Below are 24,801 nucleotides of genomic sequence, written 5' to 3' on the forward strand. Positions count from 1 at the left end.
TTGAATGACAGGACTCCACGGTAGCCAGCCGGCTGTCTCACCTTCGTGAACGCGCCGACTGAACGGCGTGAAGTCAGGCGCGCGGCGCCAGGCGCATTTCCATCGGCTGGTAGCGCAGCCCGGAGGATTCCGCGGCATCGGCGCTGCAGGCAAAGCCGTAACGCTCATACGCAGGCACCGACGAGAGCGATGCGCTGACGGTCAGGACCTCCACACGCGCCTGCTCGATCATGGCCGCCATCAGTGCCTTGCCGATGCCCTGCTGCTGGGCCGCCGGGTCGACGAACAGCATGGCGACATGGCGCCCTTCCTTGAGCTCGGCGATCCCGATGATCCGTTCCTCCTGCGCGTAGGCGAACATCAGAGTGTCCTGCGCCATGCGCGCACGGAACCCTTCCACCGAGGCGATACGGCTGAAGGTCTCGACACCCAGTGCAGGCAATGATTCCGCCACCGATCCCATGAAGGCCGCCATGCATACACGGCTGGCCTGTTCGAGATCCGCTGCCACCAAGGGTCTTACCGCCATCTGCATCTCCTTCCACGTCCATGAAGTCAGCGATCACTCTACCCCGCTGGCCCCACCCCGCGCACGCCGCGCCAGCGGATCGACACCCGCTCAGCGCACGGCCTCGACAAAGACGGGATTGGAGTAGAACCACAGGTCCTGCCAGTGATCTTCACCGGGCACATCGGGCAGCGGCGTCACCTCCGCAGTACTGCTGCCGCGGGCACGGACGAAACCGCCCCGGGTGGGGACCGGCAACACCCAGGACACCGAGCGCCATGCGCCGTCCACCTGCCAGTCGCTGGCGCCGAACACACGCGTTTGCATCACAGGCCCATTGCCACCGCCGGGGCCGCCCACGATCAACTCCACGTGATCCAGCACCGGGTGCCGCCCAGCGTGATTGGCTGAGGCCGGTACACGCACCCGCAGTTCCACGCGCATGGAGGCGCCAGGCGACATCGACAGCGTGCCGCCCATCGTGGCACTACGTGCCTCGTCGTCGTTCGCAGTCGCACGCAGCTCCAGTGCATCGATCAGATCACCGGTGACCGCGAACATCCGTCCGTGTCGAAGGCCATCGAGGATGTCCTCGGCGTCCCGCCGCGCACAGACATGGGTCTTGCTGTACTGGCCCGGATCGAAGTCACTGCCGCCATCACGCTGGTTGACGTGCGAATCGGAGCTGGCCGTGATCCAGAAGCGATGCCCCTCGGACAACAGCGTGTCCCAGATGCCGCCGACCGTCGCTGTCATCTGGTCGAAACCGCCCAGGGTCGGTGCATCCGCATTGCGATACAGGCCGCGATGGACACGGGTGGCCTGATGGCCCGGCGCGCCTTCCATGCCAACCAGCACCTGCGGTGCGGCCGCATGCCAGGCACGCAGTTCATCGGGCGCGACGTCGCCCCACCGGCCCATGGCGGTGGCAGTGCGCGCGGGGTGATTGATGAACATCAACGGCGGTGCCGGCAGCGACCGCATGTGGACCAGTGCATCGAGCATCGTCTGCCCGTCGTCGCGGCTTCCCTGCAGCGGCTCGCTGCGGCCGTAATCGCGTTCGATCGCGACCAGCTGCTCGCGCTCATCCGGGCCGGGGGCGATGATCAGCGAGGCGTGCTCGCCGGCCGGTACATCGAATTCCATGCCGTTGAACTGGATCAGTCCGGGCACCTCGCGGCGGGCATCCAGCAGCGCCGGCCACGCATGGTCCCGGGTGACCGCCGAATGCCCCGGCCCGCCATGATCGGTATGCACCACCCAGGTCAACCCATTGGCGAGCGCCTGCCGGGCGTTATGGGTGCGGGTGTAGGACGAGTCGCCGCCACGGATCGGCGTGGGCGGCGTGGTCCTGCGATCCCAGTCCACGCTCCACTCGCTGTGGACGTGGTGGTCGCCCGCCTGCCAGCTGCGGCCGGCATCGTGATCGGCCGCCTCGGAGACCATTGGCCACGCCAGCACGGCCACAAGCGGCAGGAAGAAAACATGTCGCATCGGATGTTCCTCACAAACGGGCAGCCGCATCCGGGGCACGCGCACGTGCCTCCGGATGCACCGCGAAGGTGGCTCAGAAATCCGCGCGCAGGCCGAGGCTGATGCGGCGACCGGAGCGCTCGTACATCGTCGGGAACGCGGGATCCATCGTGTAGCCGGTGGTCGCCTGGTTGGTCAGGTTGATGCCCTTCAGGCTGAGCTTGATGCTGTCGGTCAGGCGGTAGCCGATCGACACATCCACCTGTCCGTAGTCATCGCGCCAGATCGGGTACATGTTGTAGCCGATCGATTCAACGTACTCACCCTTGTGGTTGTACGACACGCGCGCGTCGAAGCGCTCGTTCTCGTAGTAGACGGTCATGTTGTACGACTTCTCCGAGAGCCCCGGCATCGGCGTGCTCACGCCCAGATCGGATTCACCGGCCAGCGAACTGTCCAGCATCGTGTAGTTGGCATTGATCCCGAAGCCTTCCAGCGAACCGTGCAGCATGCTCAGCGGCAGCTGCGCGATCAGCTCGACGCCTTTCACAACGTAGGTGCCATCGGCATTGATCGGCTGGTACACGTCGAAATCATAGGTGCCGTTGAGCGAGCCGTTGGCGTTGTACACCGCCACATCCGGCACCACGCCGGTCAGCGCATTGATCACCACGCCGTCAATCTTCTTGTGAAAGTACGAGGCCGCCAGCAGGCCGCCGTTGTCCAGGTACTTCTCCAGACCCAGCTCCCATTGCTTGGCATAGGTCGGCTGCAGGTCCGGGTTGCCATCGGTGAAACGGAACGAGCTCCAGCTGGCGGTGCGCTTGTAGGCGATGTCGGTCAATGCCGGGCGGATGAAGGTCTTGGAGGCGGCACCCCGCAGCACCAGTCCCTCGGCCAGTTCGGCGGTCGCATTCAGGCTCGGCAGCAGATCGTTGTAGCTGCCTTTGCGCAAGACGGGCGTGTCGGTATAGCCGGTGCTACCGTCTGCCCGCTGGATCGGGTGGAAGCCGGAGGACTGCACCGAGGTATCCACATAGCGCACGCCCGCGTTGATCGAGACCGGCACGTGGCCCACATCGAAGCCGATGTCGGTCATCGCGTACAGACTGGTCACGTTCTCGTCGACCCGGTAGTACTGGCCCGGATCAAATGGCGTTGCGAAGCCCGGATAGCGGAACGCACTGCGTGCGTAGTCGTTGGAGACCATCTTCCAGTCCAGGTCCTTCACCGAATAGCCACCGCCGGGCACGATATCGGCGATCGACTGCAACGGACTGTCGGCCAGGGTGCGCGTGTTCACCCAGCTGTTGTTGCCCGGGCCCGGCCCGTAGATCTTGGCCTCTCCGTATTCGCGCTGCTTGGACTTGTCGGTGTAGCGCGCGCCGAACTGCACGCTGCGCAGCGCCGGCAGGAAGGCCAGTTCCAGCGCCTTGGTCACATCCACCTGGGCGGCATACTTGTCATCGCTGACCTTCTCCAACGTCGTCTCATACGCTTCGAACAGATACTTGTCCGAGGCGTTGTACATGTCGATGCTGGCCGGGTTGGCGCTGGGTATCGTCTCGCCACTCTTGCCGGTCCAGCGGGTTCGCGAAGGCGCGTAGGCCACATGCTTGAGGTTGCTGGCATCCAGCGTCTTGTCGGCGCCGGAGTAACCGACCATCGCATCCACGCCCCAGGTGTCGCCCTGCCAATCCATCGCCGCGCTGTACTGGCTGAAGTCGGTCTTGTTGATCCGCTCCTTGCTCAGCATCTCGTGCTGGGTGGCGGTGTAGGACACATCGCGCAGCACCACGATGCCGTACTGCGACAACGTGCTGGCGTCGTAATCGTGGATGGTCTCCAGCGTGCTGCGGCTGGACGCCGAATATGCAGCCGCGTCGTACTCGTCTTCGGTGGTGTCGTAGCCGCCGCGCATCGCATCGAAGGTCAGGCTGAAGCGGCTGCTCGGCTTGTACTGCAGCGAGGCGGTGGCGCCCCATTTGTCCTGGTCGTTGACGAAGACGCGGTCGCCTACCTTGTCCTGGAACACGATCAGGTTGCTTTCATCGGTGTTGTTGCGATTCTTCACCACCACGCCCGCATCGCGTGCCAGCACCGCGGCGGCCTGCGTGCCGCGTGTGCCCGAGGCGCCAAGGAAGCGCGACATCGGGCGGAAGTTGATGCCCGAGGTCGCATCCGTGCGGTTGCTGCGCTTGGCGGTGGCAAAGGACACCAGGCCGCCCCAGTCGCCCCAGGTGTCACTGGCCAGGAAGGAGAACTTCGGGTCCACTTCTTCGGAAATCGAGTTGTGCGCCCCTTCCACCGACGCGACCAGCTTGCGGCCGGTGTAGTCGAACGGGCGCGCGGTGGAAATCTGCACCGAGCCGGCGATGCCGCCCTCTTCGTCCGCGGCGGTCGGCGATTTCAACACCGTCACCTGCTGGATGATCTCCGAGGCGAAGATGTCAAACTCGATGTCACGCCCGCCGCTGCCCGATGCCGTGGCCAGGTTGTTGATCGAGACATGGGTGTACTCCGACGGCAGGCCACGCACGTTGACGCGGCTGCCCAGACCCTTGTCACGTTCGATGGTCACGCCCGGCATGCGCTGCAGGGCTTCGGCCAGGTTCTGCTCGGGAAAATCGGCCACGTCGGTGGCCACGATCGAGTCGGAGAAACCGATGGTGGCGCGCTTGATGTCCACTGCCTGCTCCAGGCTGCGGCTGTAGCTGCCCACCACGTCGATGCGCTCCAGCTGCTGCAGGCCGGCGCCTTCCGCTGCGGGGGCCGCCTCAGATGCCACGGCCGATGTGGCGACGGGCACGGCAGACGTGCCCGACGGTGCGCTATCACTGCGCGCTTCGATGGTCACCGTGGTGTCGTTGAGATAGCGATAGCGCAGGCCGGTGCCGTCCAGCAGCTGCTCCAGTGCCTGCTGCGGAGCAAGACCCGCCGGCATCGCGCGGGTACGCGGGTTGCCGGCCTGCTGCGCGTTGTAGACAAACTGCAGGCCCGTCTGGCGCGACAGATCGTTGAGTGCACGGTCCAGCGGCTGGGCGGGAATCGCCTCGCTGGCCACGCGGGTGTCCTGCGCGGTGGCGGTGACGGCGGCGCTCTGCAGGGCAAGAGCGATCGAAAGGAAAAGAATGCGGCGCATCGTAGAAGTCCAGTGGGGTGGTATGAGCGTCGCGAGACGGAATCGTTCGCGCTTGCCTGGACTACGAGGGCGCAGGGCGAGGATCGGGCACCGGTATTTCGATGAATTTTTTTTGACAGCCGCTCGGCGTGCGCCGCGCGATGACGCGCGGATAGCGCAATTACGGCTGTTTCGTGTTGATTTCCGCCGCCGATGGGCTGCTCACGTGGATCTGATTGCCGACCACGCGCGTGCGCAGCGATCGCTGCTGATCGAGGAAGGTACGAAGCGATGCAAGATCGTCGCCGCGCAGGTTGCCGGTCAGTCGCAGTGCCCCGGCGACATCGTCGTCCACCTGCAGACGCACGTTGTTGAGTCGATTGAACTGCTCGACCACCTCGCGCAGCGGTTCGTCCTGGAACACGACGCGTCGTCGCCACCACGCGGTCATCGTGTCGGTGTGCTGCTGGCGGAGGCTGACGGTCTGATCGCGGTAGTCGATGTGGGCGCTCTGCCCGGCATGCAGGTCGGCCAGCAGGCGTCCCTGACCGGAATCGCCGCGCACCTGTACGCTGCCTTCGGCTACCTCGATGCGCGCCTGCTCGCGCCGCAGCGACACGTCGAACGTCGTGCCGATATCGCGCACCTCCAGCCCGGCCGCATGCACCGCGAAGGGACGGCGCTCCTCGGCCACCACAAAGCTCGCCTGCCCGCGCGAGAGCTCCACGCGGCGGCTCAACAAGGTGAAGCGGATCGACAGTTCACTTTCCGCGTTCAGATGCACGACGGTGTGGTCCGGCAGCGCAAATCGCTGCGGTGCGCCGTGTGCCGCCACATAGTGGCGGGTCTGTGGCCACGCCATGTGCCCGGCGAACGCAACGCCCAGCAGCAACGCGGCCGCCGCGGCGATGCCCGGCAGGTGCCGGCGCGGCGCACGGGAGGCCGCGGGCGGTGGAGGGCGTCGCCGTACCGGCAAGGCCACCACGTTGTCGTCGGCGGGCGGTGGCCCGGCGGCGATCAGTGCATCCAGATCCACTGCCATGTCACGCAGCGCATCGCCGAGTTCGGTGGCGACGCGGCTGACCGTGATGTACTCGCGCAGGTGCGCCGGTGAGGTCACCAGCCACGTCATGAACTGGCGTTGTTGTTCGGCGGTCAGCCCGCCCTGGCGCTGCAGCGCATGCCAGTGCGCGGCCTCGCTGGCGAGGGAAGGACGCGGTGCGGGAAACTCGCTCACCACGCCTCCGCGTGGCCGGCCAATGCACGGCGGCACACGGAGAGTCCGCGTACCACGTGCTTCTTGACCATGTGCGAGGACACGCCCAGCCGCTCGGCGATTTCCTTGTAACTGAGGCCGTCACGGTACTGCATCACCAGCACCGCGCGGGTGTGCTCGGGCAAGGTGCCCAGCAGCGTCTGCAGATGCGTGCGGCGCTGCGCGCGTTCGGCGGCATCCTCGACGGTTTCTTCGCCGGTCAGCAGCGTGGTGAGGTGTTCAAGATCGTCGATGGGCAGCATCGACCAGCGCCGCCGCGCGGCCTGCTCGCGTGCGAGATTCTGCGCGACGGTAAACAGGTAGGCCTCGGGATTGGCGATTGCCTCGCCTTGATCCTCATGTGCGCGCAGCAAGCGCAGATAGGTCTCCTGCACCATGTCCTCGGCATCCTGGCGCGCGCCGCGGCGGGTGAAGAATCCCCGCAGCACCGGCCCCTGCTCCAGAAACATGCGCGCCAAACGCCGTTTTGCGTGTTCGGCCACGATCCCACCTCGCCCCCAGGTGCGGCGAAGGTACGTGGCCTGCATGACGATTCGATGACGCAGGCGACACGGTACCGCCGCGCGGCGATACCGTGGACACGCGCCTCAGGTGGTACGTGCGTCGATCAGAACGTGTGTTCCGGACCGGGGAACGTGCCTGCCCCAACCTCTTCCGCGAACTCACGCGCGGCCTTCTGCAACACGCCATGCATATCCGCGTACTGCTTTACGAAGCGCGGCAGCTTGCCGGTGCGCAGCCCGGCCATGTCCTGCCAGACCAGCACCTGTGCATCGCAATCGCTGCCGGCCCCGATGCCTACCGTCGGAATCTTCAGCGCGGCGGTGATCTGTGCGGCGACCGCGCCGGGCACCATCTCCATCAGCACCGCGAACGCACCTGCGGCTTCCAGCGCGCGCGCTTCCTCGATCAGCCGTGCGCCATCCTCGCCCCGCCCCTGCACACGGAAACCACCGAGCTGGTGCTCCGATTGCGGGGTGAAGCCGATGTGCGCCATCACCGGGATGCCGCAGCTGACCAGCTTGCGGACCTGCGGCACCATCTCGATGCCGCCCTCCAGCTTGACCGCATGGGCCCCACCTTCCTTCATGAAGCGCACCGCCGTGTGGAAGCACTGCTCCGGCGAGGCCTGATAGGAACCGAACGGCAGATCGGCGATCACCAGCGGTCGCCGCGTGCAGCGGCTCACCGCGCGCACCAGCGGCATCAGCTCATCAACCGTGACCGGCAGCAGGGAGTCGTTGCCGAACACGTTGTTGGAGGCCGAATCGCCGATCAGCAGCACCGGAATGCCGGCGTCTTCGAAGATCGCCGCGGTGTACATGTCGTAGGCGGTGAGCATGGCCCACTTCTCGCCGCGCTCCTTCATCTGCTGCAGATGCGGAATGCGCACGCGCGGTGCCGGGACCGGGGCGCTGCCCGGCGTCGCGTAGGGATGGAGCTGTTCGGTCATGCCAAGGATCCTCGTGGGGGATAACGTGGGGTCAGAGTGTGCCGGTTCCGCTCAGCAACAGCACGGCGATCAGGATCATGGCGGCGCCCGAGATGCGGCCGACCATGCGTGATGCACGTGGGCGGGTGCGCAGCACGGCACCGGCGCCATAGCCGACGGCCAGATAGACCGCCCCGCAGCTGACCAGGTGCACCATGCCCAGTGCGATGATCTGCACCGGCATCGCCCATGCCGCGCTGGCGGAAATGAACTGGGGCAGCAGCGCCAGAAACAACAACAGCACCTTGGGATTGAGGCCGCTGACGCAGGCGCCCTTGACTGCCCAGTGGCGCCATCCCGTCATCGCTCCCGCATCTTCCGCTGCGGCCACCGGCGGATGGCGCAGCAGGCCGATGCCCAGCCACAGCAGATACAGCGCGCCAAGCACGGTCAGCACGTGCAGCGCGACCGGCGCACGGGCGAACATCGCGCCAACGCCCGCGGCGACCAGCCCGATCGCCAGCAGATGGCCAGACAGCAATCCGGCCACCGCCGGCACCACCGCCCGCCCGCGCAGGCCGGCGGCGATCGCATGCGCCCAATCCGCACCGGGGGTGAGCACGAAGAGGATCGAGACCGCCCAGAAGGCGACGATGACGCTGGGTTGCATGGGGTCCAATGGGCGGTCTTGCCGCGATCTGCGTGCCAGACAGAAGAATATTCCCGCGACGCTGGAATGTGCTTCCAAAGACTTGCCCTGCGCCGGCCTGCAGGAGGAAACTCTTGCGCATGGATGCCACTGACCAGCGGATTCTTGCCGAGCTGCAGAAGGACGGCCGCCTCACCGTGACCGACCTGGCCGAGCGCATCGGCCTGAGCGTCTCGCCCTGCCACCGCCGCGTGCGCGCCCTGGAGCAATCCGGTGCGATCCGCGGTTACCGCGCCGAGCTCGATCCGGCCGCCTTGGGCCTGAAGTTCTCGGCGCTGGTATTCGTCACCCTGCGCGACGGCGACCGACAGGCGGTGGATGCCTTCGAGCACGCCGTCGCCGACGTGCCCCAGGTGCTGCAGGCGCAGCGCCTGTTCGGCGATCCGGACTACCTGCTGCACGTCATCACCCGCGACCTGGCCGCGTTCCGGCAGCTCTACGACGAACACCTCTCTGCCCTGCCGGGTGTGCAGCGGCTCACATCGACCCTGGTGATGAAAGATGTGGTGATCGACCGGCCGCTGCCGTTGCACGGGCATTGACGCAACGGCGTCATACCTTCCGACCGCGGCCTGCATCCAACGGTGAGTGACCTGCCGGAAGAGATGTGCGACCGACGTACTACGCACCGGCGGCAACCGGACAACCGGACAACGCCAAGGTGATCGCCACGTTGATCGAGCGGTGGTATGACGGGCAACCCACAGCAGCCCAAAAAGAAAAAAGGCCTGCGCATCGATGCACAAGCCTTTGATCGAATCACCAACATTGGTCGGGACGGCCGGATTTGAACCGACGACCCTCTGCCCCCCAGGCAGATGCGCTACCAGGCTGCGCTACGCCCCGATGATGCTGGCAATGTCCCCGCCTCTCAGCGGGCCGACGAGTATAACGGGTTTGCGTAAAAAATGGTTCAGCGGCGCAGCAATTGCAGCACTTCTTCCAGTTCCATCCGCGTCTGCTTGATGATCTGGTTGCTCAGCGCCGATTCCTCGCGCGCATCGGCACCTTCCAGGCGCAGACGCGCGCCGCCGATGGTGTAGCCCTGCTCATAGAGCAGGCCGCGGATCTGGCGGACCATCAGCACGTCGTGGCGCTGGTAGTAGCGGCGGTTGCCGCGGCGCTTGGCCGGCTCGAGACTGGGGAACTCGGTTTCCCAGTAACGCAGCACGTGCGGCTTGACGTCGCACAGTTCGCTGACCTCACCGATGGTGAAGTAGCGCTTGGCCGGTATCGGCGGAAGTTCTCGGTTACTGCCCGGATCCAGCATATGCCTCTACCCTTTCCTTGAGCTTCTGGCCCGGACGGAAGGTGACCACCGTACGGGCGGAAATCGGAATTTCCTCACCGGTCTTGGGGTTGCGACCCGGGCGCTGGTTCTTGCGCCGCAGGTCGAAATTCCCGAAGCCGGACAGCTTCACCTGACGTCCCTGTTCCAATGCTTCACGCAGCACATCGAAGAACGCGTCGACAAATTCCTTGGCTTCGCGCTTGTTCAGACCGACTTCGTCGAACAGCTTCTCGGCCATCTCCGCCTTGGTCAATGCCATTGCCTGCTATCCCCCATGCTTCCCGCTCAACCGCGGATCCGGGCGTGATGTTCACGCTCCATGGCAGAGACCGCCTCGGCCACCACCGCATCCACGTCGCGGTCCGTCAGAGTGCGCGACTTGTCCTGCAAAATCAAGCCCATAGCGAGACTCTTGAACCCCGGCTCGACCCCCTGGCCGACGTACCGGTCGAACAGGGTGACCTCCCGCAGCAGCGGGCCGACGGCGCGGCGCAGGGTCGCTTCCAGGTCGGCCCAGGCCGCGGCCTCGGGCACCAGGAACGCCAGATCGCGGCGCATCGACGGGAAGCGCGACAGCTCGGTCGCGCGCGGCAGCGCGCGGGCAGCCAGCGGCGCCAGGTCCAGCTCGAAGGCGAACACGTCCACGTCGATCTCCATGGCCTTGGCCAGGCGCGGGTGGATCTGGCCGATCCAGCCCAGGCTGACGCCGTCACGGGAGACCTCGGCCGACCGTGCGGGGTGGCCATACGGACGCTGCGACGGCGTGAACACCAGCTCGGCGCCACTGGCCGCGGCCAGCGATTCCAGGTCGCCCTTGAGGTCGTGGAAATCGACCTTGCGGGTCGGCAGACCCCACTGCTGGGTGTCGGCATCGCCACAGATCGCGGCGGCCACGCGCTGGGTTTCCAGCGGCGCGGGCTGGCCTTCGCCGGCCTGCTGATGGAATACGCGGCCCAGTTCGAACAGGCGCACGCGGCCCAACTGGCGCGCGGCGTTGCGGCCCAGGGTGGCGACCAGACCCGGCAGCAGCGACGGGCGCATCACCGCCAGTTCTGCGGAGAGCGGGTTGGCCAGCGCGACCAGACCCTCGCCCAGCTGCCACTGTGCAAGCAGCGCGGCATCGACGAAGGCGTAGTTGATGGTTTCCTGCAGGTCACGAGCGACCAGCTGGCGACGGACGCTCAGATCGTCCAGACGGGTCTCGGTCGGCATCGCCACGCGCGAGGCACCGCCCGGCAGCGTGGTTGGAATCTGCTCGTACCCGTGGATGCGGGCCAGCTCTTCGATCAGGTCTTCTTCGATGGCGATGTCGAAGCGGCGGCTCGGCGCGGTGACCTGCCAACCATCGGCGGTCGCGGCCACCTCCATGCCCAGCGCGCGCAGGATGCGCTCCACATCGGCATCGGCGATCTGGATGCCCAGCACGCGCGCGATACGGGCGCGGCGCAGGCCGATGGTGGCGGTCGCGGGCAGGTCAGTCTCAGCCGCTCCCGGCATCCTGCCTCCCGCGGCACTGGCGCTGTCCTGCGCGGCGCGCGCCTCGGTGACCGGCGCCGGGGCGCCGCCGGCCAGATCCAGGATCAGGCGGGTGGCGTACTCGATCGCCGTGCGCGGCAGCACCGGGTCGACGCCGCGCTCGAAGCGGTGGCCGGCATCGGTGTGCAGGCCCAGCTTGCGGCCACGGCCCATGATCGCGGCGGGCGCGAAGTGCGCGGCCTCCAGGAAGACGTTCGTGGTGTCGTCGGTGACGCGCGTATCGAAGCCGCCCATCAGGCCGGCCAGCGCGATCGGGCGGTCGGCATCGGTGACGAGCAGGAAGCTGTCGTCCAGCGCGGCGTCGCGGCCGTCGAGCAGTTTCAGGGTTTCACCCGTACGCGAACGGCGCACGCCGATGCGGCCCTGCAGGGTGCCCAGATCGAAGGCATGCATCGGCTGGCCGAGTTCCAGCATCACGTACTGGGTGACGTCCACCAGCAGCGAGACCGGGCGCACGCCACTGCGGCGCAGGCGCTCGGCCATCCACAACGGGGTGGCGGCGCGGGCGTTGACGCCTTCGATCACGCGGCCCACGTAACGCGGGGCCTCGGCGCCGGCGTCCAGCTGGATCGTCAGCTCACGCGAGCCCACGGCGGCGACCGGCGCAGCATCGAACGGCACCACTTCACTGGCGCACGCGGCGGCCACGTCGAAGGCGATGCCGCGGATGCTGAAGCAATCGGCGCGGTTGGGGGTCAGCTTGATCTCGATGCTGGCGTCGGGCAGGCAGAGGTACTCGATCAGGGTCTGGCCGACCGGCGCATCGTCCGGCAGTTCGAACAGGCCCGAGGCATCGGTGTCCAGGCCCAGCTCCTTGGCCGAGCACAGCATGCCGTTGGAGTCCACGCCACGCAGCTTGGCCGGCTTGATCTTCAGATCGCCGATCTGCGCGCCGACCATCGCCAGCGGCGCGACCAGACCCGGGCGCGCGTTCGGCGCGCCACAGACGATCTGCAGGTGCTCGCCCTGCCCCGCATCGACCTGGCAGATCTGCAGGCGGTCGGCTTCGGGATGGCGTTCGGCGGAAATGATCTTCGCCACGACCACATGCTGCAGGCCATCGCCCAGCGCATCGACCTCTTCCACTTCCAGACCGATCGCGGTCAGCACCGCGCTGAGTTCATCGCGCGAAACGGTGGTCGGGACGTGGCTGCGCAGCCAGTTTTCAGAGAATTTCATGGTGTCACCCTGGTGGGCCCGGCGCAGGCGCCTGGGCCGTGATGGTCTTCAATCCTGTCCAGCCGGGCATGGCCCGGCGCTACGCTGACGCGCTTACGCGAACTGCTTCAGGAACCGCACGTCGTTTTCGAAGAATGCGCGCAGGTCGTTGACGCCGTAACGCAGCATCGCAAAGCGCTCCACGCCCAGACCGAAGGCGAAGCCGGTGTAGCGCTCCGGATCGATGCCAACGCTGCGCAGCACGTTCGGGTGGACCATGCCGCAGCCGAGCACTTCCAGCCAGCGGGTGCTGCCATCGGGCTGCTGCCAGGCAATGTCCACTTCCGCGCCCGGTTCCACGAAGGGGAAGTAGCTGGGACGGAAACGCATCTCGAAATCGCGCTCGAAGAACGCGCGCACGAACTCGGACAGCGTGCCCTTGAGATCGGCAAACGTGGAGTGCTCATCGACCAGCAGACCTTCCACCTGGTGGAACATCGGCGAATGGGTCTGGTCGCTGTCGCTGCGGTACACCTTGCCAGCGGCGATCATGCGCAGCGGCGGTGCGTGCTCGCCCATGTAGCGCACCTGCACACCGGAGGTATGCGTGCGCAGCAGGCGGCCGTCGCCGAAATAGAAGGTGTCGTGCATCGCGCGCGCCGGGTGGTGCGGCGGGAAGTTCAGCGCTTCGAAGTTGTGCCAGTCATCTTCGATTTCCGGACCTTCGGAGAGCTCGTAACCGAGCCGGCCGAAGATCTCGGTGATGCGCTCCAGGGTACGGGTCACCGGATGCAGGCCACCGCGCTCTTCGCGACGGCCCGGCAAGGTGATGTCGATCGCTTCAGCGGCCAGGCGCGCGTCCAGCGCAGCGTCTTCCAGCACGGTCTTGCGATCACCCAGCGCGCTGGTCAGCGCGTCACGGGCACGGTTGATGGCTTCGCCGGCGGCTTTGCGCTCTTCGGCCGGCAGGCCACCGAGCTGCTTGAGCTGGGCGGTGATGCTGCCGTTCTTGCCCAGCAGGGCCACGCGCAGGGCTTCCAGCGCATCGGGGCTCTGGGCAGCGGCCACGTCGGCCAGTGCCTGCGTGGTCAGGGATTGGATGTCACTCATGGATAGCCGGAGCCTCGCGTCGGTATGCCATCGCGATGCGCGTCGGGCCGACCCCCGTCGCCACCGCTGTCGATCGATGGCACCGGGAGGGCCACCGCCAACACAAAAAAGAATGGGGAAGGACTTGCGCCCTTCCCCATGCATTTGCCTTACCCACAGCCGTTGCGCGTGAACGGCAACGGCAGGGGAATGGACTTATGCCGCCAGTGCGCCCTTGGCCTTTTCGGCCAGTGCAGCAAAACCAGCTGCGTCGTGCACGGCGATGTCAGCCAGAACCTTACGGTCCAGGGTGATGCCGGACTTGAGCAGGCCGTTCATGAAACGGCTGTAGCTCAGGCCGTTGATGCGGGCAGCCGCGTTGATGCGGGTGATCCACAGCGAACGGAAATTACGCTTCTTCTGCTTACGACCGATGTAGGCGTACTGCTGTGCCTTGATCACGGCCTGCTTGGCAACGCGGAAGACCTTGCGGCGAGCGTTGTAGTAACCCTTCGCCAGGGTCAGAATTTTCTTGTGGCGGCGACGCGCCTGTACGCCACGCTTTACTCGTGCCATGGGTCAGTCCTCAGAGGTAGGGAAGCATACGGTTCAAACGGCCTGCGTCTTCTGCACGAACATGGTTCGTCTGACGCAGATTGCGCTTCCGCTTGGTCGACTTCTTCGTGAGGATGTGGCTACGGTTGGCGTGGCCAGCCTTGAACTTGCCGGACGCGGTCTTGCGGAAGCGCTTGGCCGCCGCCCGGTTGGTCTTGATCTTGGGCATTGCTATGTCCTTGATGATGTTTTGTCACTGACCAGGGCGGTGGCATTGCCACACTTTCCGTCCGTGCCCTTGCCTGCTTGTAAGCCCGGGATCCCCTATGGGAACCAGGCCGGTCCTGTTTGCCGTTGAAACAGCGTGCCTTTATGGGGCGGGAAACCGTTCAAAACAGCACCCCCGCAAAACGGGGCCGCCCATTATGCCCGTGAACACGGGAGGTTGCAAACTGTTGATTGGGCGAATGTTTACCGCGGGGCGGACGAACCTGAACGGAACGGCCGCGAGGGCCGGCGTCATGCCAGGCCGCGCACGCGGGAAACGGCAGAAGGCGCCGGTGGGCGCCCGCCGTGTGGTGCGCGAAGCGGGGAAGCCGAGCGAGCGCTCGGTGCAGCCGACCAACGGTCGGCTCTACCCATCGCCACGGTGGGGTGTGCAGCCGACCAACGGTCGGCTCTCCCCCCGGTGGGCGGTTACTTCTTCTTGGGCGCGATCATCATCACCATCTGCCGGCCTTCAAGGCGCGGACGGGACTCGATCACGATGTCCTCGCCCAGATCACCTTCGATCCGGCTGGCCATCTCGCGACCCAGTTCCTGATGGCTCATTTCACGGCCACGGAAGCGGATGTTGACCTTGATCTTGTCGCCCTCTTCCAGGAAACCGCGCATCTTGCGCAGCTTGATCTGGTAATCACCTTCATCGGTGACCGGGCGGAACTTCACTTCCTTGATCTCGACCTGCTTGGTCTTCTTCTTGGCCTCGTTGGCCTTCTTCTGCGCTTCGAACTTGAACTTGCCGAAGTCCATGATCTTGCACACCGGCGGATCAGCCTGCGGCTGAATCTCGACCAGGTCCAGACCTTCGTCTTCGGCCATCGACAGCGCTTCGTCACGCGTCAACACACCAATCATTTCTCCGTCGCTGCCGATCACGCGGACGCGCGGCACCCGGATTTCCTGATTCTTGCGGTTCTGTTTGTTGTCAGGGGTACTGATATTGCAATCTCCCAGAGGAATCAAACCGGCCCATCGCGGAGCATCCGCAGGGCCGGGACTTTCTTACACGGACTGTTCTGCCTGCAACCGCTCGATGAAGGCCTGGACGGACATGCTGCCCAGATCTTCGCCAGAGCGCGTACGCACGGCCACGGCGCCATTTTCCTTCTCACGGTCGCCAACCACCAGCAGGTACGGGACCCGCTGCAGCGTATGCTCGCGAATCTTATATCCGATCTTCTCGTTGCGCAAATCGGCGTTCACGCGGAAGCCTTGATCTGCAAGGGTTTTCCGTACTTCGCTGACGTATTCAGCCTGCGCATCGGTGATATTGGCCACCACCACCTGGGTCGGAGCCAGCCAGGCCGGGAACTGGCCGGCATGGTGCTCGATCAGGATGCCCAGGAAACGCTCCATGGAACCGACGATCGCGCGGTGCAGCATGACCGGATGCTTCTTCTGGCTGTTTTCGTCCACATACTCGGCGCCAAGGCGGCCAGGCATCATGAAGTCGACCTGCATCGTGCCCAGCTGCCAGGTACGGCCGATGGCATCCTTGAGGTGGTACTCGATCTTCGGGCCGTAGAAGGCGCCCTCGCCCGGCAGCTCCTGCCACTCCACCCCGCAGCTGGACAGGGCCGAGCGCAATGCGCCCTCCGCCTTGTCCCACGTGCTGTCATCGCCCAGGCGCGATTCGGGGCGCAGCGCGATCTTGACCTGGATCTCCTCGAAGCCGAAGTGCTGGTACACCGCCAGCGCCTGCTGGTGGAACGCGGTCACTTCCGCCTCGACCTGGTCTTCGGTGCAGAACACGTGGCCGTCGTCCTGGGTAAAGCCACGCACGCGCAGGATGCCGTGCAGCGCGCCGGAGGGCTCGTTGCGGTGGCAGGCACCAAACTCACCGTAGCGGATCGGCAGATCGCGGTAGCTGTGCAGCCCCTGGTTGAACACCTGCACGTGGCCCGGGCAGTTCATCGGCTTGAGCGCGTAGGTACGCTTCTCCGACTCGGTGAAGAACATCGCGTCCTGGTAGTTGTCCCAATGGCCGGACTTCTGCCACAGCGACACGTCCAGGATCTGCGGGCAGCGCACTTCGCCGTAGCCGGTATTGCGGTACACCTTGCGCATGTACTGCTCGACCACCTGCCACAGCGCCCAGCCCTTGGGGTGCCAGAACACCAGGCCCGGGGCCTCTTCCTGCAGGTGGAACAGGTCCTGCTGCTTGCCGATGCGACGGTGGTCGCGCATCTCCGCCTCTTCGATGCGCTTGATGTACGCATCGAGCTGCTTCTTGTCGGCCCAGGCGGTGCCGTAGACGCGCTGCAGCTGCTCGTTCTGCGCGTCGCCGCGCCAATAGGCGCCGGAAATGCGGGTCAGCTTGAAGGCCTTCAGGAAGCGCGTGTTGGGCACGTGCGGGCCGCGGCACATGTCCACGTATTCCTGGTGGTAGTACATGCCCATCGCCTGGATCTCCGGCGACATGTCGTCGATCAGGCGCAGCTTGTAGTCTTCGCCACGCGCCTTGAAGATCTCGATGACCTCCGCACGTGGGGTGACCTTCTTGATGACGTCGTAGTCCTGCGCGATCAGCTCGCCCATGCGCTTTTCGATGGCGGCCATGTCCTCGGGCGTGAACGGACGCTCGGAGTAGATGTCGTAGTAGAAGCCTTCGGCGATGACCGGGCCGATCACCATCTTGACGTCCGGGTACAGCTGCTTGACCGCATGACCGACCAGATGGGCGGCGGAGTGGCGGATGATCTCGACGCCCTCCTCGTCCTTGGCGGTGATGATGCGCAGGCTGGCATCGTGGTCGATGACGTCACTGGCATCGACCAGCACGCCATCCACCGAACCGGCGATGGTGGCCTTGGCCAGGCCGGCGCCGATCGACTGGGCGACGTCCATGACACTGACGGGATGTTCGAATTCACGGCGGCTGCCGTCGGGGAGCGTGATCGCGATCATGAGAGTGCTTTGGTCTGGTGGCCCGCAGGGGGCCTGGAGAATCCGGGGGCGAGGCAATAAAAAAAGCGCCACGAAGGCGCCTGCGTCAGGGGCCGTCGGGGGCGTTCAGCGGTGGGCGGTGGTAGTGCTCATGTCACACGCTAGACCGGCGCAGGGCGCGGGCCACCTTGTTGCCTCGATAGAGATGCCCTGATCTTAAACCAATCCGCCGATGAATGCGCCGCTCCGGCGGCGGCCAGGCAACGGGACCGCCTGAATGCGCCCGTGTGGCGCCCACAAACCGCAATGATTACCATGCGCGGATTACTGTCCTGCCCAGGACAGGATTGCCGATTGGATTCCCCCATGCCCTGCCCCGCTTCCTTCCCGGCCTGCCGCGCTCTGTCGCCCATGCCGGCAGCCGCCCGATGATTACCGTCGCCCTGACCTCGCTTGGCTTCTGCAGCCTGGCGCTGGCCGGCTCGGCGTTCTCGGCGCTGGCGCTGTATGCCGCCTCACCGCACTGCCGCTGGCCGCGCCTGCGCCGTGCCGGCCGCCTTGGCCGGCAGATCAGTCTGGTGGCTGCGGTGGCGGCGCTGTGGCTGTGGATCGCCAACATGGGCATCGCCACCGGCGTGGTGGTGATGCTGTGCAGCTGGATGCTGGTGGCGATCGCGCTGCCGCTGCTGGCCGCGTGGCATCGTCCGGCACAGGTGATGCGCTGATGTGGGTCCGCGCGGGCGCCGGCCTCCTGGCGGGATTCTTCGTCGCGGCCGCGGCCACCGGCCTGGTCGCCTGGCTGCCGCCGGGGCCGTGGCAGAGCGCGCTGGTGCCCAGCCTGATCGCCTTCATTCCGCTGTGGATGCTGGCGGCGATCTGGGCCTTCAGCTTCCGCACCGGGCTGCGGGCGTGGGCCGTGATGAGCGCGACCGCCCTGGCCGGATTCGGCCTGTTGTGGCTGCTGCGCCTGACCGGCGCGGTGCAATGAGAGCGATACGATGAAGTTCAGTTCCCAGACCCTGCGCACCTTCACCACGCTGCATACGTGGGTCGGCCTGGTCGCCGGTTTCGCCCTGTTCGTGGCGTTCTACGCCGGTGCGCTGACCCTGTTCCACCACGATCTGCCGCTGTGGCAGACGCCGCATGCGGTGGATACCCCGGCCGCGAGCCTGGACGACGCGCAGCGCCTGCTCGAGGGGGTGCTCGAGCGCCATCCGGCCGCACGCGCCCATGTGGGCATGACCTTCCCGGGGGCGGATCATCCACAGCCGATCGCGTATTGGCAGGATGCCAAGGGCACCTGGCTGTACGCCTGGCTGGACCATTACGACGGCAGCGTGACCCCGCCACAGACCGGACTGGCCGAGCTGGTCAACGAGCTGCATTACAGCCTGGGCCTGCCGGTCGCGGGCACCTACCTGATGGGCATCGTCAGCCTGCTGTATGGCGTGGCCCTGCTCAGCGGCCTGGTCATCCACCTGCCCAGACTGCTGGGCGATCTGTTCGCACTGCGCCCGGGCCGCAATCTCAAGCAGATGTGGCAGGACGCGCACAACGTGATCGGCGTGCTCAGCCTGCCCTTCCACCTGATGTTCGCGGTCACCGGCGCGCTGCTCTGCCTGATCTTCCTGCAGATGGCGGCGCTGAATCCGCTGATCTTCGACGGCAAGCTGCTGCAGGCGGTGCCGGCAGCGATGGACACCGCGCCGGTACGCGAGCCCAGCGGCCAGCCAGGCGATGAAACCAACCTGCGCATGCTGCATGCCCGCGCCATCGAGGTGGCCCGGGCGCAGGGCGTGGCCGATTTCGAGCCGGCCTTCCTCAAGCTCGCCCATGCCGGCGATGCCAACGCCACGATCGAGATCACCGGCGAATCCGGCGGCACCCTGGGGCCGCTCGGCGCGGTCGGCCTGGATGCGGCCAGCGGCCGCCTGCTGAGCAGCCAGCTGCCTGGCCAGCGCGATGCCAACCACGCCACCCTGAGTGCCGCCTACGCGCTGCATTTCGGTGAATTCGGCAATGGCGTGGTGGTGTGGTTGTACTTCCTGCTCGGCCTGGGCGGCGCCTTCCTGTTCTACTCCGGCAACCTGCTGTGGATCGAATCGCGTCGCAAGCGGCGCCAGGTGGAACAGGGGCGCGCGCAGATCAATATGGCCCGGGCCACGGTGGGGGTCTGCATCGGGCTGTGCGTGGCAGTCTCGGCGAGCTTCGTGGGCGCCCAGATCCTGGAGCAGGTCGCGCCGCAGGCCGTGGATCACGGCATCCGCTGGATCTGTTTCGCCACCTGGGCCGCGTGTGCGCTGTGGGCGGCACTGCGTCGCCCCGACCAGGCAGCCCGTGAGCTGCTCTGGGCGGCCGCCATCAGCACCGCACTGGTGGCGGTGGTGCACGGCGGCCTGACCGGCTACTGGCCATGGGCGAGCGCGGCACGGGGCTACTGGCCGCTGTTCTGGGTGGACGCGGTGGCGCTGGCACTGGCCTTTGGTTTTGCCACCCTGGCGCGTGCGAGCCTGCGCCGGGCGAGGCATGGCGATCCGAACAGCGTCTGGAGTGCACCGCGCTGATGACCCTGGGGGCCTGCTGCGGCGGGCTTTCAGAATTCTTCAGACGCCTTTCCAGCACTTCAGACCGCGTCATGGCGTAGTCGGCCCTCATCTCGAGGAGCCTTGCCCATGCACCCCTACCGACACCGACTTGCCGCCCTGGTCTTCGCCCTGGCGGCCGCCCTGCCACTGGTTGCTTCCGCCGCACCCGCGGTGCTGGACAGCGCCCGGATCACCGCACTGGAGTCGGCGATCGCCAGCCAGGACATCAAACAGGTCACCAGCGTGCTGCTGCTGGTGGACGGCCAGGTGGCGTACGAGGGCTACTTCAACGGCGGCTCGGCGGACACCCTCAATGACGTGCGCTCGGCCAGCAAGAGCGTGACCGCGATGCTGGTCGGCGCGGCCATCGGCGACGGGTCCCTGCCCGGCGTACAGGCCCGTGTGTACGACTACTTCCCCGCGTTCACCGCTGGCCATCCCGTCGATCCCCGGCTGCGCGCGATGACGGTGGAAGACCTGCTCACCATGAGCACGCTGTGGGAGTGCGATGACGAGAATGCGTTCTCGGCCGGCAATGAAGAGCGCATGTACGTGACCGAGCACTGGCTGGACTTCGCGCTGTCGCTGCCGGTCAAGGGTTTCGCACCGTGGATGACGCGACCGGAAGACAGCCCGCACGGCCGCGCGCATGCCTACTGCACGGCCAATTCCTTCGTGCTCGGCGCAGTACTGGAACAGGCCACGAAGCGGCCCTTGGCCGACTACGCCGCGCAGGTGCTGGAGCGCCCGCTGGGCATCACCACGAGCACGTGGAACCGCTCACCGGAAGGCATCGGCATGGGCGGCGGTGGGACGCGTTACCGCAGCCGGGACCTGGCACGGTTGGGCGAACTGGTGCTGGCCGAGGGACGCTGGCAAGGCAAACAATTGATCCCGACCCGCTATGTGCGGGCGATGCTCAGCGCGCAGGCCACCGCCGGTGATGGCAGCGACTACGGCTATCAATGGTGGGGGCTGAAGCTTCCGGTCGACGGGCACGACAGCACCGTGTGGACGATGTCCGGCAACGGCGGCAACTACGTGTTCGTGATACCCGGCAAGAACCTGGTCGCGGTGATCACCAGCCAGGCCTACAACCGCAGCTACGCCCACCCGCAGTCGCGCCGCATCCTTACCGAGTTCCTGCTGCCCGCGCTGCGCTGAGGCCGTCGAGGTCTGTTGGCCGCCATGGAGCGGCCAACACCCGGGCGCGCTGGACGGATACGTCTTTCTCGATGGTGTCGAGCAGTTCCTGCCAGCCGGCCGCACCGTGCAGCGGCGCAAACAAAGGGGTGGCGCGCAACCACGCCGCGTCGCGGAAGCCGGCGTTCACCGCGTGATGCAGGGCCACCAGCGCAGCGGCCTCATCGCCCTGGGCCTGCAGCACCATCGCACGCTCCAGTGCGGTGTCGGACCAGCCATCATCGCCTTGCCCTTCCAGCATCTGCAGGCGCTCGGCGATCCAGGTCGGGGCAGGCGCCGGATCGCCATAGAGGCCGGCCAGGGTCTGCCCCATCGACTGCTGCGGGCGCAATGCCCGGCTCTGCTCGAAGGCTTCGGCGGCGCCCTTCCGATTCCCGCGCAACAGCAGCATCTCGCCCTGCAGGCGCAGCAACTGCGGATGTGGCGTCCCGCGAGCCAGTGCCTGATCCAGCGCCTGCTGTGCTTTTGCCGACTCCCCCATTGCCAACAGGCTGTGCGGCCAGGCGATGTTGGCGAACACATTGTCCGGATAGAGCTGGAAGTTGTGCGCGTGCCGGCGAGCGGCCGCATCGGTGAACCCCAACAGCTCCAGTTCGCGTGCGACCTGTACGTCGCGGAAGCGAACCCGCTCGGGCGCGCGCAGTGACAGGTTGTCCTGCAAGGCCTGCGCGAGGTCGCCTTTTTCCTGCTGCAGATAGGCCAGCGATGCGCGCGTGCGCTCGTCACCCGGGTCGCGCCGCAGTGCCTGCCGGTAGTCCGCCATGGCGTGCGACATCGCGCCGAGGCAGTCGTGGGCATAGCCGCGTGCGGCCCAGCCGGCGGCATCTTCCGGCGCCTTGAGCACCAGCTGGCTGCTCAACACCAGCGCCTCCTGCGCACGCTCGCGCGCGCCGTTGAACAAGCAGGCATCGGCCGCCAGCGCTCGGGCGAGTCCACGCCGTGCGCTTAGCGATTCAGGGTCGATCTGCAGCGCCTGGCGGTACAACGCGATCGCCCGTTCGTTGTTGCTGGCCTGGCCGATGCCCGCGTAATAGGCGGCGCGCTGCAGCACCGCCTCCGCTGGCGACGCCGGTGCGCTGGCGGGACGTACCAAGGCGAACACGACGGCAGCAGCGACGACCGTTACCCCAGCCAGCCAGACCCACCGTGCGGGTGCGCGCGCGCCAGGTGCGACGGGAGCGCCCTCCGTGCCGGCGCTGGCAACGGCATCACGCATCACCGGCTGCGGCGAGGCGCACAACTGGTAGCCACGGCCACGAACCGAGCGGATGTAGCGCGGCCGACGGCCGTCATCGCCCAGCGCCTGCCGGAGCAGCTTCACCCGCTGGCTGATCGCATCCTCGCCGACCACCGCCGGTGCCCAGACCTGATCGGCGAGCGTGTCGAAATCGACGACGGCGTTGCCGTGGGCCAGCAGGCAGTCCAGCAGCCGCCAACTCAACCCGCCGACCGGCAATACCTGATCCCCTCGCCGCACCTGCTGGGCAGGGCGGTCGATGTGCAGATCCAGCAGGCGGACGGTCTCCATGGCGGCAAGCATAGGGCACGCCGCGTGCGTGGCGGCGGCCTTCGGCGCGCTTACTTCGCAGGTTCCCGGAACGGCGCCACCATGGCCTTGAGCAGGCTGCCCTGCGCGTCGTCACCGGTCAGCTCCCACATGAAGACGCCGCGCAGACCGCTGTCCTTGGCGAAGGTGGCGCGCAGACCGATCGAGGTGGGATCCTCATAGCTGACGAAGACCTTCCCGGTGGCGTTGTACAACCACGGCGTCTGCGCGACCGGGTGCCAGTGCCGCTCCCAGCCGGGCTGGCCGAGCATGCTGGCCTGGATCTGCCGCCAGTCGCCGGCCGGATGCGGCGCGCTGTAGTGCTGGTAGAGGCCCTGGTTGGCATCGCCCTCCAGCTGGAAGCCACGGCCGTAGAACGGCACGCCGAGCACCAGCTTGTCTTTCGGCACACCGTGCTGCTCGTAGTAGGACACCGCCCCGGCCACGCTGTTCCAGCGTTTCAATTCCGGCCCCAGCGGATCTTCCGGCACCTCATGCAGCGGCGCGTTGAAGGTGGACACCGCCGAGAAGCCGGTGCCCATGTCGTAGCTCATCAAGTTGATGAAATCGAGCGCGCGGCCGAGCTCCTTGAGTTCGTAGCTGCGGGCCGGATCATACGGGCCATCGGTCTGCACGCGGCCGGCAGGCAGCGCGGCGGTGACCAGCCGGTGCTGGCCGTCTTTCTTGTCCAGCGAATCGAGCTGGCGGCGGAACTCGCGCACCAGCAGGGTCATGTTGCGGCGATCCTCCGGGCGGTCGGCGATCTGGGTCGGGCCGCCATATACCGGGAACTCCCAGTCGATGTCCACGCCATCGAAGCTGCCGCGATGGCGCTCGAAGAACATCGCCACGCAGGAGGCCACGAAGCGTTCGCGGCTTTCCGCGGTCAGCGCCGCATCGGAGAACCCGCCCGCGTTCCAGCCGCCGATCGAGATCAGGGTGTGCAGCGTCGGATGCGCACGCTTGAGCGCGGCCAGTGCCCTGAAATGCGCATCGGCCTGCGGCGCGACCGCGCATTGACCTTGGTCGATGGTGGCGAACGCATAGAACAGATGGGTGAGCGTATCGGCCGGAATGGTCTCCACCGGGTAGCGGTCCGCCGAACCCCCCGGGTAGTACGCGCCGATCACCTTGGGCAACGACTCCATGGCAGAGGCGGCCTGCGGCATCACGCTGGCGATCAGAACGGCCAGGACAGCGACGGTTGGACGGAACATGGGATCTCCCGGGGCGAAGGCGAAGCCACGTTAGCAGCGTGCTGTGGTGCGTGGGCGCCTTGCGCGGTGATGTCCTGCGAATCCGTCCAGCGGACACTGACGGCTGACCCACGCAGGCCTGGCGGCTGTCCACAGGCCGTACGGCAACACCCGGTACACGCCACGGACGCGTCACTCGAAGTCGCCGCCCACAGCGGACGACCGCGCGGTCTGTCCCGCTCTGCCGCCCGCCCGCCCGCACGTATGCCTGCATGCCTGCATGCCTGACGGCGACAGGTGTTCACCCCCGCCTTGCGTCATCGGTTTTACAGTTCAGCGATAGTGACTGCCTGCTGCGTGACACCGATGACCGACCTGCATATCGACCGATTGGACCACCTGGTCCTGACCGTGGCGGATGTCGCCGCGACCTGTGAGTTCTACCACCGCGTGCTGGGCATGGAGGTGGATACCTTCGGCGAGGGGCGCAAGGCGCTGCGCTTCGGGCTGCAGAAGATCAACCTGCATGCACACGGGCGCGAGTTCGAGCCAAAGGCCGAGCGCCCCACGCCCGGCTCGGCGGACCTGTGCCTGATCACCTACGCGACGATGGACGAGATCCTGGCGCACCTGCAGGCGCAGGGCGTGACCGTCGAAGAAGGACCGGTCCAGCGGACGGGTGCCACCGGACCGATCCTGTCGGTGTATTTCCGCGATCCGGACCGGAATCTGATCGAGGTATCTCGCTATCTGGCGTAATGCGCCCCCACCCAACGGCAGCCATGCGTGGCATGGCATGGCACTCCACCGCGAACCGGCGCCGTTGGTTGGACATGCGGGCACAAAAAAAGCGGGCCGAAGCCCGCTTTTTCTTGTCTGCGGAAGCGTGAGGACCAACGGTCCTCACCTACCGACCGGGAAGCGTGAGGACCAACGTTCCTCACCTACCGCGAGA

Annotated in this window: 23 protein-coding genes and 1 tRNA gene; 6 read left to right on the forward strand and 18 right to left on the reverse strand. The window is 66.5% G+C overall.

The genetic code is table 11. The features are described 5' to 3' along the window. Positions 1-73 precede the first annotated feature (73 nt). The 7 genes from ABE546_RS11880 to ABE546_RS11910 all read right to left on the reverse strand — a co-directional run bounded on the left by ABE546_RS11880 (position 74) and on the right by ABE546_RS11910 (position 8,480). Positions 74-529 (reverse strand): GNAT family N-acetyltransferase, encoded by a 456-nt coding sequence (locus ABE546_RS11880; RefSeq protein ID WP_313208985.1) that lies wholly within the window; start codon positions 527-529, stop codon positions 74-76. A 90-nt stretch (positions 530-619) separates the two neighbouring features. Next, complete coding sequence (locus ABE546_RS11885) at positions 620-2,002, reverse strand: hypothetical protein (RefSeq protein ID WP_346463800.1); 1,383 nt, start codon at positions 2,000-2,002, stop codon at positions 620-622. A gap of 73 nt (positions 2,003-2,075) precedes the next feature. Beyond that, on the reverse strand, positions 2,076-5,123 hold the full coding sequence (locus ABE546_RS11890) for a TonB-dependent receptor (RefSeq protein WP_346463802.1): 3,048 nt from the start codon (positions 5,121-5,123) through the stop codon (positions 2,076-2,078). 160 nt (positions 5,124-5,283) lie between these two features. Beyond that, positions 5,284-6,339: a FecR domain-containing protein gene (locus ABE546_RS11895; protein ID WP_346463804.1), complete on the reverse strand. Its 1,056-nt coding sequence runs from the start codon at positions 6,337-6,339 to the stop codon at positions 5,284-5,286. Beyond that, positions 6,336-6,860 (reverse strand): sigma-70 family RNA polymerase sigma factor, encoded by a 525-nt coding sequence (locus tag ABE546_RS11900; protein ID WP_346463806.1) that lies wholly within the window; start codon positions 6,858-6,860, stop codon positions 6,336-6,338. Before ABE546_RS11900 ends, ABE546_RS11895 begins: the two co-directional genes overlap by 4 nt. 125 nt (positions 6,861-6,985) lie before the next feature. Beyond that, a complete protein-coding gene (gene panB, locus ABE546_RS11905) occupies positions 6,986-7,831 on the reverse strand; it encodes a 3-methyl-2-oxobutanoate hydroxymethyltransferase (protein WP_313218952.1) in 846 nt (281 codons plus the stop codon). Between the two features lie 31 nt (positions 7,832-7,862). Next, a complete protein-coding gene (locus ABE546_RS11910) occupies positions 7,863-8,480 on the reverse strand; it encodes a LysE family translocator (protein WP_346463807.1) in 618 nt (205 codons plus the stop codon). A gap of 119 nt (positions 8,481-8,599) precedes the next feature. On the opposite strand from ABE546_RS11910, the gene ABE546_RS11915 reads away from it, so the two are divergent. Beyond that, entirely contained in the window at positions 8,600-9,061 is a 462-nt protein-coding gene (locus ABE546_RS11915) for an Lrp/AsnC family transcriptional regulator (protein WP_313218955.1), read from the forward strand. A gap of 227 nt (positions 9,062-9,288) precedes the next feature. Here the strand turns inward: ABE546_RS11915 and ABE546_RS11920 are convergent. From ABE546_RS11920 to thrS, 9 genes are all read right to left on the reverse strand, one after another. Then, a tRNA-Pro gene (locus tag ABE546_RS11920) sits at positions 9,289-9,365 on the reverse strand. 67 nt (positions 9,366-9,432) lie between these two features. After that, entirely contained in the window at positions 9,433-9,789 is a 357-nt protein-coding gene (locus ABE546_RS11925) for a MerR family transcriptional regulator (protein ID WP_019182707.1), read from the reverse strand. Next, positions 9,770-10,069: an integration host factor subunit alpha gene (locus tag ABE546_RS11930; protein ID WP_005410432.1), complete on the reverse strand. Its 300-nt coding sequence runs from the start codon at positions 10,067-10,069 to the stop codon at positions 9,770-9,772. Before ABE546_RS11930 ends, ABE546_RS11925 begins: the two co-directional genes overlap by 20 nt. Positions 10,070-10,095: 26 nt before the next feature. Further along, complete coding sequence (gene pheT / locus ABE546_RS11935; protein ID WP_346463809.1) at positions 10,096-12,525, reverse strand: phenylalanine--tRNA ligase subunit beta; 2,430 nt, start codon at positions 12,523-12,525, stop codon at positions 10,096-10,098. 93 nt (positions 12,526-12,618) lie between these two features. After that, positions 12,619-13,614 (reverse strand): phenylalanine--tRNA ligase subunit alpha, encoded by a 996-nt coding sequence (locus tag ABE546_RS11940; protein WP_313208977.1) that lies wholly within the window; start codon positions 13,612-13,614, stop codon positions 12,619-12,621. Between the two features lie 195 nt (positions 13,615-13,809). Then, positions 13,810-14,169: a 50S ribosomal protein L20 gene (gene rplT, locus ABE546_RS11945; protein ID WP_017355264.1), complete on the reverse strand. Its 360-nt coding sequence runs from the start codon at positions 14,167-14,169 to the stop codon at positions 13,810-13,812. 10 nt (positions 14,170-14,179) lie between these two features. Continuing rightward, positions 14,180-14,377, reverse strand: a complete 198-nt coding sequence (gene rpmI, locus ABE546_RS11950; protein ID WP_017355265.1) for a 50S ribosomal protein L35 — start codon at positions 14,375-14,377, stop codon at positions 14,180-14,182. A gap of 467 nt (positions 14,378-14,844) precedes the next feature. After that, the gene (infC, locus tag ABE546_RS11955; RefSeq protein ID WP_172838068.1) at positions 14,845-15,384 is read right to left on the reverse strand and encodes a translation initiation factor IF-3; all 540 of its coding nucleotides are present in this window, start codon (positions 15,382-15,384) and stop codon (positions 14,845-14,847) included. Between the two features lie 48 nt (positions 15,385-15,432). Further along, a complete protein-coding gene (gene thrS, locus ABE546_RS11960) occupies positions 15,433-17,337 on the reverse strand; it encodes a threonine--tRNA ligase (RefSeq protein WP_313208976.1) in 1,905 nt (634 codons plus the stop codon). A gap of 407 nt (positions 17,338-17,744) precedes the next feature. On the opposite strand from thrS, the gene ABE546_RS11965 reads away from it, so the two are divergent. From ABE546_RS11965 to ABE546_RS11980, 4 genes are all read left to right on the forward strand, one after another. Further along, positions 17,745-18,041 (forward strand): hypothetical protein, encoded by a 297-nt coding sequence (locus ABE546_RS11965; protein ID WP_346463810.1) that lies wholly within the window; start codon positions 17,745-17,747, stop codon positions 18,039-18,041. Next, positions 18,041-18,304 (forward strand): hypothetical protein, encoded by a 264-nt coding sequence (locus tag ABE546_RS11970; RefSeq protein WP_313218962.1) that lies wholly within the window; start codon positions 18,041-18,043, stop codon positions 18,302-18,304. Before ABE546_RS11965 ends, ABE546_RS11970 begins: the two co-directional genes overlap by 1 nt. A 10-nt stretch (positions 18,305-18,314) precedes the next feature. Beyond that, a complete protein-coding gene (locus ABE546_RS11975; RefSeq protein ID WP_346463811.1) occupies positions 18,315-19,880 on the forward strand; it encodes a PepSY-associated TM helix domain-containing protein in 1,566 nt (521 codons plus the stop codon). A 108-nt stretch (positions 19,881-19,988) separates the two neighbouring features. Next, on the forward strand, positions 19,989-21,065 hold the full coding sequence (locus ABE546_RS11980; protein ID WP_346463813.1) for a serine hydrolase: 1,077 nt from the start codon (positions 19,989-19,991) through the stop codon (positions 21,063-21,065). Here the strand turns inward: ABE546_RS11980 and ABE546_RS11985 are convergent. Together ABE546_RS11985 and ABE546_RS11990 are read right to left on the reverse strand one after the other, a co-directional pair. Beyond that, positions 21,034-22,632, reverse strand: a complete 1,599-nt coding sequence (locus ABE546_RS11985; RefSeq protein WP_346463815.1) for a winged helix-turn-helix domain-containing protein — start codon at positions 22,630-22,632, stop codon at positions 21,034-21,036. The two genes, ABE546_RS11980 and ABE546_RS11985, sit on opposite strands and share 32 nt — an antisense overlap. A 50-nt stretch (positions 22,633-22,682) precedes the next feature. Next, positions 22,683-23,867, reverse strand: a complete 1,185-nt coding sequence (locus ABE546_RS11990) for a glycoside hydrolase family 18 protein (RefSeq protein WP_346463817.1) — start codon at positions 23,865-23,867, stop codon at positions 22,683-22,685. Positions 23,868-24,221: 354 nt separating this feature from the next. Between ABE546_RS11990 and ABE546_RS11995 the strand changes: the two genes are divergently transcribed. Then, complete coding sequence (locus ABE546_RS11995; protein WP_346463845.1) at positions 24,222-24,605, forward strand: VOC family protein; 384 nt, start codon at positions 24,222-24,224, stop codon at positions 24,603-24,605. Positions 24,606-24,801: the final 196 nt, after the last annotated feature.

It is taken from the genome of Stenotrophomonas sp. TWI377 (assembly GCF_039674525.1).
GTDB lineage: Bacteria > Pseudomonadota > Gammaproteobacteria > Xanthomonadales > Xanthomonadaceae > Stenotrophomonas.